This window comes from Bradyrhizobium sp. (assembly GCF_035309285.1).
In the GTDB taxonomy this organism is placed as follows: Bacteria; Pseudomonadota; Alphaproteobacteria; order Rhizobiales; family Xanthobacteraceae; genus Bradyrhizobium.
The window spans coordinates 1-17,062 of record NZ_DATGFH010000007.1; the positions used below are offsets into that span (position 1 = coordinate 1).

A 17,062-nucleotide genomic window follows, 5' to 3' on the forward strand; every position below is an offset into this window, starting at 1 on the left:
CCGCCGCCGCGATCAATTCATCATGCGAGGGCTCACCGAAGTCCAGCTCAGGGTCGGGTCTTTCCGGAGCCGTTCTTTTCGCTGGCGCGACGCAAGGCTTCGGCAAGCGCCCCGCCGCCGGATTGCGTCGCGGGCTTGCGCGGCAACGACGCTTTCGTGGAGATGCGGGATTCGTCCAGCGACGATCCCTTCGCCTCCTTCTTGCGGCCGGTCTCATCGTCAAGGCGCAGTGTCAGCGCGATGCGCTTGCGGGCGACCTCGACCTCCAGCACCTTCACCTTGACGATGTCGCCAGGCTTGACGACCTGGCGCGGATCCTTGATGAAAGTTTTCGACATCGCCGAGATGTGGACCAGCCCATCCTGGTGCACGCCAATATCGACGAAGGCACCGAATGCGGCGACGTTGGTGACGGTCCCCTCCAGGATCATGCCAACCTTGAGATCCTTGATCTCCTCAACTCCCTCCTTGAACACCGCGGCCTTGAAGGCCGGGCGGGGATCACGGCCGGGCTTTTCCAGCTCGCGCAGGATATCCGTCACCGTGGGGAGTCCGAAGGTATCGTCGACGAAAGCCTGCGGCTTCAGCTGACGTACGATCTCGCTATTGCCGATCAGCGCCTTGATGTCGCTTTTGGTCGAAGCGAGAATCCGACGCACCACCGGATAGGCTTCGGGATGCACGCCCGAGGCATCGAGCGGATCGTCGCCACCATTGATACGCAGGAAGCCGGCGCATTGCTCGAACGCTTTGGCCCCCAGTCGCGGCACGTCCTTCAGCGCCTTGCGCGATTTGAACGCCCCGTTGGCGTCGCGATGCTGCACGAGACTTTGCGCGAGTCCCGGACCAATGCCCGACACGCGCGCCAGGAGCGGGGCAGACGCCGTATTGACGTCGACGCCAACCGCGTTGACGCAGTCCTCGACCACGGCATCGAGCGAGCGCGCCAAATGGCTTTCGCCGAGGTCGTGCTGATATTGGCCGACGCCGATCGCCTTGGGGTCGATCTTCACGAGCTCGGCGAGCGGATCCTGCAGGCGCCGCGCAATCGACACGGCCCCGCGCAGGGTGACATCGAGCTCCGGCAGCTCCTCCGACGCAAAGGCCGAGGCCGAATAGACCGAAGCGCCGGCTTCGGAAACGACGATCTTGGTCATCTTCAGATCCGGCAGCCGTTTTACCAGCTCGGTTGCCAGCTTGTCGGTTTCGCGCGAGGCGGTGCCATTGCCGATGGCAATGAGATCGACACGGTGTTCGATCGCCAGCTTTCCCAGGATCGCCAGCGCCTCATCCCATCGTCGTTGCGGTTCGTGCGGATAGACCGCGGTGGTAGCCACCACCTTGCCGGTCGCATCGACGACCGCGACCTTGACGCCGGTGCGGTAGCCGGGATCGAGACCCATGGTGACCCGGGCGCCGGCCGGCGCCGCAAGGAGCAGGTCGCGCAGGTTCGAAGCGAACACGCGCACGGCTTCCGTCTCTGCCGCCGTCCATAGCCGCATCCGCAGATCGATATTGAGATGCACCTGAATCTTGGTGCGCCAGGCCCAGCGCACGGTCTCAGTCAGCCAGTTGTCGCCGGGACGGCCCTGTTGAGAAATGCCAAAGCGCTTCATGATCTTCAGCTCGTAGGGGCTGGAAACGCCAGGCGCCAACGGCTGCGCTTCGGGCTGGATTTGCAGATCGAGAATTTCCTCCTTCTCGCCGCGGAACAATGCGAGGATGCGGTGCGATGGCAATTTCTGCAGCGGTTCGCTGAAGTCGAAATAATCCTTGAACTTCTCTCCTTCCCTCTTCTTGCCTTTGCGGACAGTGGACGCCATGCGCCCCTGCGACCACATCTCCTCGCGCAGCGCGCCCTTCAGATCGGCGTCCTCGTCAAAACGCTCGGTCAGGATGGCGCGGGCGCCTTCCAGCGCCGCGGCAACGTCCGCCACCCCTTTCTCGGCATCGACGAAAGCGGCGGCTGCGGCCTGCGGATCGTGTTGCGGCTGCGTCAGCAACATCTCCGACAAGGGCTCGAGGCCGGCTTCCTTTGCGATCTCGGCCTTGGTGCGGCGCTTCGGCTTGAACGGCGCATAGATATCTTCCAGGCGCCCCTTGGTGTCGGCGGCGAGGATCGCGGCTTCGAGGACCGCATCGAGCTTGCCCTGCTCGCGGATCGAATCGAGGACGGCAGCGCGGCGCTCCTCGAGCTCGCGCAAATAGGTCAGTCGCTCTTCCAGGTTGCGCAATTGTGCATCATCGAGCGCGCCGGTCAGTTCCTTGCGATAGCGGGCGATGAAGGGAACCGTAGCGCCGCCGTCGAGCAACGTCACCGCGGCCTCGACCTGCTGCTCCCGAACGCCAAGCTCCTGCGCAATCTGCTGATGAATGTTTGCCACGGAAACTCCCACCGAACCACTTGCAGGCAACCGGGCTACCGGCTGCGGGGACGCTGCTTATGGACCATGTTCGAATGATTCATCAAGCCGATTTGGCGTCGCCGGTGTTCATAGAGATTCCGGAAATTTTCCGCGTTCGAACCGCGCCGCTCTTTGCCGCCGCGCGTCGGGGAGTGAGACGAAAAGAGAATGTCAAGCGGCCAGCCTTTCATGGCGAATGTGGACCCATCGTCGCTTTCGCCGCTCGCGATCATGCCGACACACGTCCGCGCTCCCGCGGCATGAATTTGCCCGGGTTTTGAATTTCAACGTCGCCCTCGGATGTCGGAGGGCGCAGGGAATGCCGGATGCAGGCCGCACCCGTGAGCCTTGCGTGCAAAGAAAAGTGCACTTTGCGCACGCAAGCAACAACAGGGCAGCCGGAACAACCGACATTCCCCGCGCGATGGTTTACGGCTTATACGCGATCTCCCCGGAGCGCCGGGCTTGATAGCCTCCGTCGCCTCGCGGTCATCATCCGCAAGACTTGACGCCAGCGTCGGGGCGCCGGGACCACGCGATTTCGCTCGTCCGTGAGAACTGCTTTCGTCGGCGCGGCAAGCCGCGCTGAACACCCTCACGTCCACCGCATCCCAACTCCCACGTCCGTGACGATCGCGAGCCGCCCCTCCTGTGGAATCAGGATGGGCGGGAGAGAACCATGATTTTCTGGAAAACGGAAGCAAAATATTTTTGCACTGAGGGCTGGACAGGGCAAATCAGGTTGATTCCGTTGACGAAAATCGCTGTTTTGGCGCAACAAGTCCTTAGGCACCTTGCCCTTGCCAATCGCCCGTTGCGGAACATCCGCCAACGACGAAGCCGTCTACCGTAGCTTTGGAGCTACAGCAATCAGCACGTCCCGATCCTGCGTGGTGGAGAGGCAGGCGGCTTATCAAAGGAGTCAAACACCCTGTAACATCGGCCTCAGCGTATCTCGCTCGATCAAGCGCGAAAACTTTTTGTAGTTTTGGTGATCGCGCTGCCATCGACCGGCGACGATCGCCACGTGGACGCGCGCGCGCGTTGCAACTGCAACGAGATCGTCGTGAGAACTCGCTGCGCTCCATTCCACTTGGCCTAAGAAATGGTCGGGAATGAGTGACTTGCGTGCAAATTCGTCTGCTTCGCGCTCCTGCATGTCATCGCTACGAATTTCCATGTCGTCGATAAACGGCTCCCTGTTCTGCATCAGGAAATCATAGTGGAGCGCGATATGAGCGACTTCGTGGAGTAGCGTGAACCAAAAACTATCAACTCGATCAAAACGCAATGTGAGGCCAATTACAGGAACTCCGTAGGCCGAAACCATCGCAGCACCATCTAGAAATGTTCCAGGCAAAGGCGGCAACACGGTCACGCAAACACCCAGTCCACTTAGCATTTTAGTGGCTCGAAGCGGGCCGTCACTATGCGTGCTCAGTCTCGCCAAACGCCGAAAATCAGTCGCCCGCAATTCGTTTATATCGAATGGCATTCTTTCGGTTGCTTCCTCGCACTTCTGTAGAACGGCTGCCTGCCAGAGCATCAAAGCCGACTGATCGGTTTTTGAAGAAGTGCGCTGCGTTCTTGTTTTTCGCAAAAGCGCGAGAGGCGCACCTTGATGAAGTGACGAGGGAATAAATGATCGAAGGTTATTTCTTTCAAGACTGAAGCCAAGCGCATTCAATTTATCCAACGCGGGCTCAGATACATGTTCTATTCCAATATTTCGTGGCCGCTCTGAGAAAAGTGACTCATAGGGAATGCGAAGTCCCTCATGCAGCGATCGGATCATGTCGATCGACAGGTGGCGTTTTCCGGATAGAACTTCCGAAACCCGCGCGCGCGAGCCAATAAAAGGTTCAAGCCCTCGCGGAGTTAAGCCTAACTCATCCATACGATATTTGATCGCAGCAATCGGCGTTGGAGCATCTATTCGTGAGAATGAGTCTTCATATTTTTCAACAAGTGTCGAAAGCACCTCTATGTCGTCGTCATGACGCCCCTCGATGTTTTCCGTAACGAGCGTAGCTAAGTGAGCTTTTGCTCGTTTCAAATCGCCAGAGTTTCGGATGGGCTTAATAATCACAAGCAAGCTTCCTATTGGATCGAAGGTTGAGATGATGGGAAGACGAGGCGATTGTCCTTTGGTCGCTGAATGCCGCGAAGAAGTACAACGCTGTTTCGAAAGTCGATAAGCGTCTCAATCTGAAGCGGCGGATCGCGAAGCTGAAAAATTGCTTGCGGCGGATTCGAGGTATCGACACTACGAAAATCGGCGGACAAGGACTCCGCGCTACTCCACTTCCGGTTGCGAATTTCAGACAGCCATGCCTGAATGCGATCGGTTTCCCCAGGCTGAGTGCGCAAAAATTCCGCCAATTCCGTTTGACCCAAAAATCGCATCCCACATCCTACCGCTCCCATTTTGGGAGCGATGACTTGATTCCGACACAATTGAGATCCACGCTCCCAATCTGGGATCGGTCATAGCACGTTTCGGAGCCGGACATGGCAAAAATCAAGATACTTGGAAAAGTCCTTACAAATGAGGAGGTTAAGCAGGCAACGGAATTGGCAGTTCAGGCTGGTTGCGTCGCCGACGACGTCGAAATCGTGGAATCAGTCGGTGACCCGACCGCCGACTGCGAAGAGGACGTTCTCATAGTCGTGATAACGCCGGCTGCATGCGGCGACCCGGGTCTGGAGGGCGAACTCGAGAAGCTCCAGAACGGCGGCCGCCGGGCGGTATGTGTCTGGCCGCGCGGCACCGAGGGTGCCGAGTTGCCCCAGGCCGCCCAGAAGTATGCCTACTCGATCGTTCCTTGGGAACCCAAGAAGCTGGCGGCGGTGTTGGCTGACGATGATGTCACTTGTTTCGAAACGCAGGCCGGCGAGGCGCTGCCGAAGGTCCCGATGGAGCACAACCTGTGCGTCGACGATCCCAAAAACACGAAGTGAGCGTCTTCACCTATGTGATCGAGCACGATCTCGGCTTCGCGCCTAACCCGTTCCACGGCGCGTGCACGCTGGCGTGCTGCAAGCCGGTCATCCGGAAAACGGTGAAGCTCGGCGATATCATTCTGGGTATGGGCGCGGTGAAGCCAAACCTATCGGGCCGCCTCTGTTATTGGATGCGCGTCGATGAAATTTTGACGTTTGACGAGTATTGGAGCGATGCGAGGTTTCGCCGCAAGAAGCCGGTCATGAACGGCACAACGTTTCTGCGCTACGGCGATAATATCTACCACAGCAACCGTAGCGGCGTTTACTGCCAGGAATATTCTTTTCATAGCCTCGAGAACGGTGAAATCTCACTTGGTGATCTTCACCGCGACACGGGCCGAACTGACCGCGTTTTGATCAGCCATGAGTTCGCGTATTGGGGGCGGCGCGGCATCCAAATGCCGGATGAGTTGAAACACTTCGCCATTCGCAGTTCCGGACACAAGCGCAACTTTGAGAAAGTGGAAGTGGCCGCCTTGATGGCGTGGCTCGGCCAGCATCCTGAGCGCGGCTATCTTGGCGAGCCTGCGCATTGGCAATTCCTCGACACACCGAAGCGTCGCCGGAAAAAGAAAGCTTGAGGTTCGCTATGAAAGTGAAGGACTACAACGCCTTCGTAAAGGGAACTGATCAGTACGCCAGCAAGCCGCCGACTGAACGGTACGCGATCGCACTCTATGGGCTGGTCGGCGAAATCGGTTCGATGGTTTCCGCGATTAAGAAGAAGCTGCTTGGCGAGGGCGGCGAAACGACGTGGGACCAGGCGAACGACGAAATCAAGGAAGAGCTGGGCGACGTGCTTTGGTACGTCTTTTCCCTCGGCCAAATCTTGAACAAAGACTACTTCGATATTCTGGCGAACGACATCTCGGTCTTGAGGGACGAAATCGGTAGCGAAAATGAGCGCGCGCGCAGAATCGCGATGGCGCTCGGTCCCGATACAAGGCTGGCTTTTCTCGAGGCTGCAAAGTCCTTCCCGCCAAGCCTTGATTACACATTCGATGACTACCAAAAGCTGGCTTTCAAGACAGCACGCACCGACGGGCGTGTCCTGCTTGAGGTCTGCATCACAGTGCTGTGGCAGCTCGGCGCGGAGCTGCTTCGGTCGAAGCTGCCGGAGATTGAGCTCGAGCTGAATAAAAAAGTAGCCGATAGGCCACCCAATATCGTCCTCGAAGAGATTACGTGGCACCTTTGCGCGATCGCAAGCCTCTACCACTTATCGATGGACGAAGTTGTCGCAGCGAACTGCAAGAAGGTACGGTTTCGCTCCCAGCGAGGGAGTGAGCCAACCCCATTGCACGATGATGACCGGGATCCGAAGGAGCAGTTTCCTCGCTCGTTCGACGTATCGTTCATACCCGTCTCTCCGCAGAAATCGCGTATGTACTTTGCGGGCCGTCCGCTTGGCGATGATCTTACGGACAATGCCTATAAAGACGACGGTTACCGATTTCACGACGTGCTGCACCTCGCTCTGATTGCGCACCTCGGCTGGTCGCCGGTCGTCAGAGGGCTCATGGGAAGGAAACGAAAAAGGGGAGACGAGAAAATTGACGAGGTTGAGGACGGCGGGCGGGCCCGAGTTGTCGAAGAACTGGTTCTGAAAGCAATCCACTCCGAAGGACAGCGACTTGCAGAGGAATCTGATCGATGCGCAATTGACGGCCCGCGCCGTCTTTTTTCGACGCGGAGCCTTATTTCCTTCCGCCTCCTCAAGATGATCCGCATGTTCGTGGAGGGTCATGAAGTATCCCGGAACAAGTTCTGGGAATGGGAGAATGCCATTTTCGAAGGCTGCGAGATTTTTGCACAGCTGCGCGCTGAAGGTCAGGGAACGGTACACGTCGATCTAATGAACCGCCGGCTCACCTTCGCTCCCACCGTGTCACCCGATGTACGGGGCGCCACTGTCGGTATGGGCATGACTGCAACCAGCATTGAAGGCGCGCAGGCACCGGCCGCGGGCCTACTCTCACCGGTAGAAATGGAGCGCACCACCACACCGGAACGGAGGGCTGAGCTCATCTCTATAAAGCAATCTGTCTTGGAAGCTTTGGGCGTGCCGAAAGCCGAACGCCACGATGAGATCGAGGTAACGTTGCTCCCAGAGAACCGCATCAGCGTTAAAGCGACGGGACAAGTACAGGCGCGAGCCTTCGCTCGGCGAGTCGTGGATTATAAATCCGCAGTGACCCGGGTCGGAGACAGCGTGATCAGCACCGTTACAGCGATTGCGGATGTCGGCGACATCGGCAATAGCTAGGCGACAATAGCCGCGTTGATGTTCCACTTTGGCGGATACCACGGCGTTGGCAATTCGCCGCGTTGAGCAAACTTTTGCTTGATGCGGGTCCGGCCAGCAGAGCCCGCTATCTGGGGGAATGCGACCCGTGCATACTTCGAGATTTCGCAGAACACATTCTGGCAGTCGATTAGTTGTAGTCGACGCCCCCAAAGCGTTTTGAAGTCAATCCCAAGTTCGGCAAAGTGCCGCTCCTGATTGTCACACATATAACGAATGACATCGGCCGAGTTCAGCGATTTGCCAGCGACAAAACACTTCTCGATACCATCCAGCGCGCCCGGTCCTGCCACGACAAAATCACCCTCCGAAAAATTGGTCAGCGTGCTGTAGTTGATGTCGGTCGCGTATTGGTAGGCAAGGAACGGTCCGAGCGTGGGAACCGTTCGGAGGAGCGCAAAGGCCTCCGCCATGTTGCGACAATTAGCAAGCCGTGCCGGATAGTCTTTCTTCACGAGGAATTCGAGGAGACGTAGATGATTTTGATGCTTCACATTATTGCCGAAAGCGCTTCCGCCTGACGGCATAATGTACGCGGCTGAATAAATGCGCTCACCCGCCGTACGCTGCGCCGAGAGCACGCGATCGTAGTCGGAAAAGCGATACGAGTCCCACGTGAGCGGACCGAGCCTTTGCTCGAGCTCCTCCCAGGTCTCAATCTTGTTGAAGAGCTTGAACAGCAGAATACGAAAAGCAATGTTCACCTCGTCCGACGGAAGATCGTCCCGGTAAATCACGTTGCGGATGAGGTATTGGCTCGCGCGATCGGATGCACGATAGGAGTTCGTAAACCGATACGTGCTGAGCACAGGATCATTCGTCAGCGCGCTATTTGCGCTCTGCAATCGTCGGAAGAAAATCTCCTGGCGTTCCGCCGCAAACCGCCAATAGGCCTGAAAAACGGGCGTTACGAGCACCTTGTGATCCGCGATCGTAACCGACTCACAAATCCAAGCCGATTTTGTTAAGCCAATGTCGTCGAAATCTAGTTGAGCATTGAGGTCGCGTTTCACAGATATCCATTCCGAATCGTGTAACCTATTTTGCTCTTGTCGCACGGGCCGCGCAACCGTCCAAAATGCCACGTCGTTCCCTATGTCTGGGTGTATGACTTCGCCCGCCTTATGGCGGATCTCGTCGAGCGAGAATCCGAACTCGCGGGCGCGGCGTATGAACACCAGCGTGCGGAGGTGGGTCGAGTCATAGATGCGGCGTCCGCTGCCGGATCGTGGCGGCGGCGGCAGCATCCTGATGCGTTCGTCATAGCGGATCGTATCGATGTTCGCGCCGCTCAGCGGTGACAGCTCGAAAGCGTGCCAGGATTGATCCCGGGGGCGGCTCGGGCCGCCAGGCTCGCGACCGCTTCCATGGCGGCGCAGCCACATGGTAAACTCACGACAGGATCAAGGGAGGAAACCATGGGAGCTTCGCAAGCTTTCAGAGCTGTGTCAGCCGATGACATCGCTCCCGCCGTGCTTGCGATAGGGCGCCCCTCGTTTCCGCAAACTCTGCTCGACACGCTGCGCCGCATCGCGAGCGTCGGCCACTGCATGGTCTTCGCGTTCGAGGGCGAGCGTTCGGCACGGTGCCTGCTGGATATCGGGAACATCCCGATCGGACCGGATCTCGGAGCAGCGTATTCCGAGCAATTTCATTTGGCGGACCCGAACCGGGAAGTGGTTTTTCGCCAGCGCAGCCACGCGTCATCGATTGTGCTCCCCGCCTTCGCGCGCCGCATGTACGACGAAAAGTACCTCAAGATCTTTTTCAACGATGCAGACATCGTCGACAAGTTCGCAACCGCGATCTGGGTCGGAGATGCCTGCTTCTATGTGAATTTCTACCGGACCGCGGCACAGGGCCGCTACAGCCGCGAACAGATCGAGCACCTCAAGCGGGTTGCGCCCACCGTCGGCGCGGCCGTGGCGCGCCACTTCCAGGAAGCGGTAGCGCCGAACCACGATCCGTTCCGCAGGCTCGAGACGTTATTCTCCACCAACGATCCGCTGTTGCGCCTGACCGGTCGGGAGAAGGACGTGTGCCTGCGCATTCTCTCGGGCTTCAGTTCCGAGGCGATCTCGGTCGACCTCGGCATCAGCCTGCAGTCGACCCTCACCTATCGCAAGCGCGCCTACGAGAAGCTCGGCATCTCCTCTCAGAACGAGCTGTTTGCGATCGTGCTGCGCCTTCTGACCTCGCCGCGCCGCCTGAACTGAATCGTAGGGTGGGTTAGCTTCCGCCGAAGCAGAGCGAAGGCGGAAGCGTAACCCACCGCTTCTCTCCCCACAGCTATGTGGTGGGTTACGCCTTCCGCCTTCGTTTGTGGAGCCACCGGCGGATGTGATCGGCTAACCCACCCTACGAGATTGTGTCACATACTCGCAGGATGTCCGGCGAACCCGGTACTTGTCCCATTCTATGGGGACAGACATCCGTTTGCGGCGGACCTACCCTGTGGCCACGAACCTTCGAGGGCAAGACCTTGAGCACCGCTCCGCGCATCGACATCGACGTCGCCGCATTCTGGAACGACCCCTATCCCATGCTCGCGCGGCTGCGCCAGGAGACGCCGATCGCCTTCGTGCCCCAGCTCGGCAGCACGCTTTTGTGCAACCGCGACGACATCTCCATCTCCGAGAAGAAGATCGACGTCTTCAGCTCCGATCAGCCGGAAGGCCTGATGACCAGGCTGATGGGCCACAACATGATGCGCAAGGATGCCGCTGCGCATATGGCGGAGCGCAGCGTGTTCTTCCCGGCCGTCTCGCCCAGGGCCGTCAAAACCCACTGGATGGCGCAGTTTCAGGCACATGCCGATCGGCTCATCGATGCGCCGCCGCGCTCGGGCACGGTCGATTTCGTCGCGGATTTCGCCCTGCCGTTCTCTGCAGAATGCCTGAAGTCGATCACGGGCCTTACCAACATGCGCTATCAGGACATGAACGCATGGTCGCAGGGGATGATTGACGGCATCGCGAACTATGTCGGCGATCCCGCCGTTGAGGCACGCTGTCATGCCGCGACGGCCGGAATAGACGCTGCGATCGACGACATGCTGCCGGTGCTCAGCAAGACGCCCGACAAGAGCCTGCTCGGCGTCATGGTGGAAGCCGGCATGCCTATGGAGAGCGTGCGCGCCAACATCAAGCTCGCGATCAGCGGCGGCCAGAATGAGCCGCGCGACGCCATTGCCGGCACCGTCTGGGCGCTCCTGACGCATCCCGATCAGCTCGCGCTGGTTCGCGGCGGGACGATCCCGTGGCTGCAGGCCTTCGAGGAATATGCGCGCTGGATTTCTCCGATCGGCATGTCGCCGCGCCGCATCGCCAAACCCTGGACCATCCGCGAGGTCGCGTTCGAGACAAACGATCGCGTCTTCCTCATGTTCGGCTCGGCCAATCGCGACGAGAGGCATTTTCAGCATGCCGATCGCTTCGACGTTCGCCGCGACAGCTCAAAAAGCGTGGCGTTCGGCGCAGGTCCGCATTTCTGCGCGGGCGCCTGGGCGTCGCGCGCCATGATCGCCGACGTCGCGCTGCCGGCCATCTTCTCCCGACTTGCCAATCTGCGCATCGTCGACGACCCGCCGGTGCGGATCGTCGGTTGGGCGTTTCGCGGCCTGCTGAACCTGCCACTGACATGGGATGACGTGCTGCCGGCGTCTCGGCGGGCCCGGGATGAGATTTGACGGAATCGTCATGCCCGCGCTTGTCGCGGGCATCCACGTCTTAAACCCGCGGCAAAACAAAGACGTGGATGGCCGGAACAAGTCCGGCCATGACGAGCGTGTGGTTCAATCCAAATACATCATGCGCCATCGGTTGCGGATCAGGCTATCTCCGCCTTGCGCAGAATCGGGATCACCTGCTCTGCGAACAGCTCCGTCGCGCGGATTCGCTGCTCATCAATGGCGCGGCCCAGAATCGCCGCGATATGGCCGGCGCCCGAACTGCGACATTGCGCAATGATCTGCTCGGCCACCCGGGCCGGCGTGCCCGCGATGAATTCATCGGCATGCACCGAGAAGCCGTTGGCGGACTTGGGTGCATCCAGAAGCGAGGACGACTGCTGGCGCACCCGCGGATCGCCCGCGAGCACCTTGAAGGCGGCCTCCCTCGCCATCTGCGATCGCTCCTGCGCCTCCGCTTCGCTCGGCGCGATCGAGATATTGCGGCGGATTGCAAGGTGGTCCGCGCCGCAGGCGATGCCGAGCCGGTCAGCCTCGGCGCGGTAAGCGTCGAAGATCTCCTTGACGCGCGCGACGGATTCGAAGGCCGTGCAGATCCTGGACCGTCGTGCGGCGGATTTGACGGCCGAGGTAGTGCTGACGACCGTGGTCCATTTCGGAGGCGACGGCTGCTGCAGCGGCCGCGGCACGATGCGAAGCTTGTCGAAGCTGTAGTACCGCCCCTGATGCGAGATCACTGGCTCGGCGAGCCAGGCGTCGAGGATCTGCAGGCTCTCGTTGAAGCGTTCGCGGTTCTCTTCCGGCCCCATCCCGGTCTGGATCAACTCCTGCGGCACGCCGCTGGCGCAGCCGATCTCCAACCGCCCACCCGTCAGGTGATCGAGCATGCCGATCTCCTCCAGAACGCGCCAGGGCTGGTAGAGCGGCAGCACCACGCCCATGGTGCCGAGGCGCAGCCGCGTGGTGGATTGGGCGATGGCGGCGATCAAGAGGTTGGGCGACGGGCTGTAGGACAAGCCGAAGTGGTGCTCGCTGAAGAAGATGCCTTCAAACCCGAGCGTATCCAGCCGCTTCCAAAGGGCGATGCCTTTGTCAAACACGGCGGTGGCGATCTGCCGCGCCACCTCTCCGCCGTCCTCGGCGGACGGAGCGTGCAAGAACTCGAAAATCCAGGGCTTGATCATTCGCTTCCAAGTGGTAAGGCAACCTGACTATTTCGTCAAGTCGATCCCGGCGTCCAGGGTATCGAACGTCTCGCCATAGGCTGCGAGCCCACGCAGGATCGTATCCATCACCGCCTTGCCGAGTTCGGCGCGCATCTCGCGCTCGGCGACATCCACCGCGTCGCGAAAGGCCTCCAGCCAGATGCGTCCGGCACCGGTAAACCTGACGATCCGCGCGCGGCCGTCGCTCGGGTCGGCAACGCGCTCGACCAGCCCGAGCTCCGTACATTGATCAACCAGTTCGCCCATGGCCTGCTTGCTCATGGAAGCGCGCCGGGCGAGCTCGGTCAGGCGCGTCCCCTCCACATCGAGATTTCGTGTCAGGCCGACATGAGCGATCCGCGTCCCGGCGTGGCCGCGTTCGTCCATGAGCTCAAGGACGCGGGCTTCGAAGCGACGCACCGCGTTGTTGAGAAGGCGACCGATATTGGCATGTCGCCACGCCGTCCCGGATTTTTTCCTCTTCAAATATCGTGCTTCCGAATCGCTCAGGCTGGGTTGTTGCAATTCTAGCACGAGAGTCTCGCGGCCCATGCCGCGTTTCGCAATTCCCCGCTTAAGGCGTGGGCAAACAAGCGGTGATCAGGAACCATCGAAGGGCACGTTCGCAACGCCGATCGTCTCTCGGGCGGGCGAGCGGATGAACGGAAGGGAAAGCCGGGTCACCACCAGCAGGGCGAATATCGCCAACCCGATCCAGATCATCCGCGCGCCCGCTTGTCTGTTCGATCTATCCCTGTAGCTGTCCGGTCAACCGCCCATGGAAGGCCAGGCTTCGCGGATCGAGGCCGGTCAAAGTGATGGCCCGGCCCAGGTTCCGATACCTGGTCTCGACCGCGTCGAGCGCGGCGACGCTGGATGCATCCCAGATCTGGGAGTGCGTAAGGTCGACCGTGATCTCCTCGGGGTCCATTGCATAGGAGAACTGCTCGACGAGGTCGTTGCTGCTGCCGAAGAAGAGCGGTCCGTGCACGTGGTAGCGGACGGCGCTGCCGTCCTCGCTCGCCGTGCGCTCGACGCGAATGACGTGGGCGACGCGCCGGGCGAACAGCGCCATCGCCAGCAACACGCCGCAGCCCACGCCGTAGGCGAGATTGCCGGTCGCCACGGTGACGATGATGGTCGTCAGCATCACCGAGGTCTCGGAGCGCGGCATGCGCCTGAAGGTGGACGGCGCGACGCTGTGCCAGTCGAAGGTCTTGACGGCAGCGATCATCATCACCGCCGCCAGCGCCACCAGCGGAATCCGTGCCATCAGGCCGCTCAGCACCGTCACCAGCACCAGGAGCACGATCGCCGCGGCCGCGGTCGAGATGCGCGACCGACCGCCGCCGATCTTCACGTTGACGACGGTCTGCGCGATCATGGCGCAGCCGGCGATGCCGCCGTAAAGGCCGGCCGCGATGTTGGCGAGGCCGAGCGCCCAGGATTCCCTGCCCTTGTGCGAGCGGGTGCTGGTGAGATCGTCGACCAGCTTCGCGGTCAGAAGCGTCTCGAGCAGCCCCACAAAGGCAACGCTCAGCGCCGTCGGCCAGATGATGCGCAGCGTGTCCAGGTTCAGCGGCACCAACAGCGGCGTGAGGCCGGGCAACCCCGGCGTCATCGCGCCGCTCTGGCCGCCGACATTCGGAACCGTCAGGTGACCGGAGATCACGATCGCGGTCGCGATCACAATCGCAATCAGCGGAGCCGGAATGATGGTGATGACGCGAGGCGCCAGCAGCACGATCGCGATCGTCAGCGCGAACAGGGGATAGACCGCCGCGGGCACGTGGAGAAGGTGCGGTACCTGGGCGAGGAAGATCAGGATGCCAAGCGAGTTGACGAAGCCGACCATCACCGAGCGCGGAATGAACCGGGTCAGGCGGGCCATGCCGAAGAGGCCAAAGGCGATCTGCACAGCGCCGGCGAGCAGGATGGTCGGCAGGATATAGGGCGTGCCGTAAGTCTTCACCATCGGCCCGATCACCAGCGCGACCGATCCGGCCGCGGCCGTCACCATCGCCGGACGGCCGCCCAGCGCCGACATCACCAGTCCCAGCACGATCGACGAGAGGAGCGCGACCTTGGGATCGACGCCCGAGACGAACGAGAACGAGATCACCTCGGGGATCAGCGCCAGCGCCGTCACCACGCCCGCAAGCGTCTCCCGGGTGAACTCGCGCGGAGAAGTCAGCACCGCGCCGATCGAAGGTGAGTCCTCGAACGCGAATTTGGCCGTACGGTCATCGACGTCTGTCATGTTCGACATCCGTCGTTCACACCGCGCGCCGCAGCGCATCGGCAAGGTCAGTCTTCTCCCAGGAGAAGCCGCCGTCAGCCTCCGGCGTCCGGCCGAAATGGCCGTAAGCGGCGGTGCGCGCATAAATCGGCTTGTTCAGATCGAGATGCCTGCGGATGCCGCGCGGTGTCAGGTCCATCGATTCCGCAACGGCCCTTTCCAGCCGGTCTTCGGCGACCTTTCCGGTGCCGTGCGTGTTGATGTAGATCGACAACGGCCGGGCAACGCCGATGGCGTAAGAGAGCTGCAGCGTCGCCTTCCTGGCGAGACCGGCGGCCACGATGTTCTTGGCAAGGTAGCGCGCCGCATAGGCCGCCGAGCGGTCGACCTTGGTCGAGTCCTTGCCGGAGAATGCTCCGCCGCCATGGGGCGCGGCGCCGCCGTAGGTGTCGACAATGATCTTGCGGCCGGTCAGCCCGGCGTCGCCATTCGGGCCGCCGATGTAGAATTTCCCGGTCGGATTGATGTGCCAGATCGTCTTGTCGGTGATCCAGCCCTCCGGCAGGGCCTGACGAACGTAGGGCTCGACCCGCTCGCGCACCTGGTCGGAGCTCATGTCCTCGACGAGATGCTGATGCGAGACCACGATCTCGCGCACGCGGACCGGCCTGCCGTTCTCGTACTCGATCGTGACCTGGCTCTTGGAGTCGGGGCCGAGCACCTTTTCCTTGCCGGCATGACGCGCTTCCGAGATCAGTCGCAGGATCTTGTGCGCGTAGAGGATCGGTGCCGGCATCAATTCCGGCGTCTCGTCGGTCGCATAGCCGAACATGATGCCCTGATCGCCCGCGCCCTCCTCGCGGTTGGTGCCGGGCGCATCCGCATCGACGCCCTGGGCGATATCCGCCGATTGCGGGTGCAGCAGCACCTGCACGTCGGCGTTTCTCCAGTCGAAGCCATCCTGCTCGTAACCGATGTCCTTGATCGCCTCGCGCGCGACCTGCTCGATCCGCTCAGGGGTCACCGAGGACGGCCCGCGCGTTTCGCCGGCGATCACCACCCTGTTGGTCGTCGCCAGCGTTTCGCAGGCCGCGCGGATGCTCCAGGGGTCGACGCCCTCCCGAGCCCCTTCGCGGAAGAACAGATCGACGATCTCGTCGGAGATCCGATCGCAGACCTTGTCGGGATGCCCTTCGGACACCGACTCTGAGGTGAACAGATAGGATGCGCGCATGGTTTCGATTTCCTTGTCGCTTAAATCAGCTCGGCTCGCGCACGATGCATCGAAATCCGATGTGACAGGTCGAGGAGTCTCTCGTCTCGCCCTGTCGTGCGGCCGGGCGGAAGCGCAGGCAGTAATTGGGAGCGCAGAGATGCGATCCGCCTTTCACCACCTGCAAATGACTGCGTTGGTCCAGCGTCTCACGATGACAGCAGGATTTCTCGGCATCATGGCTCGACGCATAGGGCGTGGAAGTCCACTCCCAGACGTTGCCGACCATGTCGTGAAGCCCGTAACCATTTGGCGGGAAAGCATCGACGGGCGACGTGCCTTCGTAGCCGTCCTCGGCGAGGTTCTCGAACGGAAATCGCCCCTGCCAGGTGTTGGCCATGAATCGGCCTTCGGGATTTGCGGCATCGCCCCAGGGATAGGCCGCACCCTCGAGCCCGCCGCGCGCGGCGTACTCCCACTCGACCTCGCCAGGCAGTGCCTTGCCCGCCCACGCCGCATAGGCAGATGCGTCCTCGTAGGCGACATGGACGACGGGATGGTTGTCCCGATGCGCAATCGAGCTGTTCGGACCGTTGGGATGACGCCAGTTGGCGCCGGGCACATAGGCCCACCAGGCGCGGTAGTCGCGCAAGCTGACCGGCCGCGGCGGCTTGACGAACACGAGCGAGCCCGGAACGAGGAATTCGGCCGCCGCGTCCGGATACATCTCACGCGTCGGCGCGCGCTCCGAAAAGGTAACGTACCCGGTCGCGTCGACGAAGCGGCGGAACTGCGCGTTCGTCACCGGAAAGCGGTCGATCCAGAATCCATCGGTGCTCACGCGTTGGACCGGCCGCTCCTCGCGGTAGAACGCATTCGAGCCCATCAGAAAGGTGCCGCCGGGAATGAAGACCATGTCTTCCCGGCCGACCGTCGCCGCCGCCAGCGCGCCGCGTTGCGGCGGCGCGCCGGGTCTCGAGCAGCAATCTGCTGCGACCTGT

At 61.0% G+C, this 17,062-nt stretch carries 14 protein-coding genes; 5 read left to right on the forward strand and 9 right to left on the reverse strand.

The genetic code is table 11. The annotated features are described in order from the left end of the window. Window positions 1-47 precede the first annotated feature (47 nt). Window positions 48-2,384 (reverse strand): Tex family protein, encoded by a 2,337-nt coding sequence (locus VKR55_RS02260; protein WP_324399233.1) that lies wholly within the window; start codon window positions 2,382-2,384, stop codon window positions 48-50. 943 nt (window positions 2,385-3,327) lie between these two features. Then, complete coding sequence (locus VKR55_RS02265) at window positions 3,328-4,494, reverse strand: ImmA/IrrE family metallo-endopeptidase (RefSeq protein WP_324399235.1); 1,167 nt, start codon at window positions 4,492-4,494, stop codon at window positions 3,328-3,330. 422 nt (window positions 4,495-4,916) lie between these two features. On the opposite strand from VKR55_RS02265, the gene VKR55_RS02270 reads away from it, so the two are divergent. The 3 genes from VKR55_RS02270 to VKR55_RS02280 are packed head-to-tail and all read left to right on the forward strand — an operon-like array spanning window position 4,917 to window position 7,677. Continuing rightward, window positions 4,917-5,366, forward strand: a complete 450-nt coding sequence (locus VKR55_RS02270; protein ID WP_324399237.1) for a hypothetical protein — start codon at window positions 4,917-4,919, stop codon at window positions 5,364-5,366. After that, entirely contained in the window at window positions 5,363-5,992 is a 630-nt protein-coding gene (locus VKR55_RS02275) for an Nmad2 family putative nucleotide modification protein (protein ID WP_324399239.1), read from the forward strand. The genes VKR55_RS02270 and VKR55_RS02275 overlap by 4 nt, the downstream gene beginning before the upstream one ends. A gap of 8 nt (window positions 5,993-6,000) precedes the next feature. Beyond that, entirely contained in the window at window positions 6,001-7,677 is a 1,677-nt protein-coding gene (locus VKR55_RS02280; RefSeq protein WP_324399241.1) for a MazG nucleotide pyrophosphohydrolase domain-containing protein, read from the forward strand. On the opposite strand, the gene VKR55_RS02285 is transcribed toward VKR55_RS02280, so the two are convergent. Continuing rightward, entirely contained in the window at window positions 7,674-9,101 is a 1,428-nt protein-coding gene (locus VKR55_RS02285; protein ID WP_324399244.1) for a nucleotide kinase domain-containing protein, read from the reverse strand. The genes VKR55_RS02280 and VKR55_RS02285 overlap by 4 nt on opposite strands. Before the next feature lie 33 nt (window positions 9,102-9,134). On the opposite strand from VKR55_RS02285, the gene VKR55_RS02290 reads away from it, so the two are divergent. Beyond that, a complete protein-coding gene (locus VKR55_RS02290; protein WP_324399246.1) occupies window positions 9,135-9,932 on the forward strand; it encodes a helix-turn-helix transcriptional regulator in 798 nt (265 codons plus the stop codon). A gap of 266 nt (window positions 9,933-10,198) precedes the next feature. Further along, entirely contained in the window at window positions 10,199-11,404 is a 1,206-nt protein-coding gene (locus tag VKR55_RS02295) for a cytochrome P450 (RefSeq protein WP_324399248.1), read from the forward strand. Between the two features lie 140 nt (window positions 11,405-11,544). On the opposite strand, the gene VKR55_RS02300 is transcribed toward VKR55_RS02295, so the two are convergent. The 6 genes from VKR55_RS02300 to VKR55_RS02325 all read right to left on the reverse strand — a co-directional run bounded on the left by VKR55_RS02300 (window position 11,545) and on the right by VKR55_RS02325 (window position 16,977). Beyond that, entirely contained in the window at window positions 11,545-12,528 is a 984-nt protein-coding gene (locus tag VKR55_RS02300) for an LLM class flavin-dependent oxidoreductase (RefSeq protein WP_324399250.1), read from the reverse strand. 87 nt (window positions 12,529-12,615) lie between these two features. Continuing rightward, a complete protein-coding gene (locus VKR55_RS02305) occupies window positions 12,616-13,095 on the reverse strand; it encodes a MarR family winged helix-turn-helix transcriptional regulator (RefSeq protein ID WP_324399374.1) in 480 nt (159 codons plus the stop codon). A gap of 114 nt (window positions 13,096-13,209) precedes the next feature. Next, window positions 13,210-13,332: a hypothetical protein gene (locus VKR55_RS02310; protein WP_324399252.1), complete on the reverse strand. Its 123-nt coding sequence runs from the start codon at window positions 13,330-13,332 to the stop codon at window positions 13,210-13,212. 25 nt (window positions 13,333-13,357) lie between these two features. Further along, window positions 13,358-14,869, reverse strand: coding sequence for a SulP family inorganic anion transporter (locus VKR55_RS02315; RefSeq protein ID WP_324399254.1), 1,512 nt, complete (start codon window positions 14,867-14,869; stop codon window positions 13,358-13,360). 16 nt (window positions 14,870-14,885) lie between these two features. Beyond that, window positions 14,886-16,082: a methionine adenosyltransferase gene (metK, locus tag VKR55_RS02320; RefSeq protein WP_324399256.1), complete on the reverse strand. Its 1,197-nt coding sequence runs from the start codon at window positions 16,080-16,082 to the stop codon at window positions 14,886-14,888. A gap of 25 nt (window positions 16,083-16,107) precedes the next feature. Then, window positions 16,108-16,977 carry a formylglycine-generating enzyme family protein gene (locus tag VKR55_RS02325; protein ID WP_324399376.1) on the reverse strand — a complete coding sequence of 290 codons (870 nt, stop codon included), beginning with the start codon at window positions 16,975-16,977 and terminating at the stop codon, window positions 16,108-16,110. Between the last annotated feature and the right edge of the window lie 85 nt (window positions 16,978-17,062).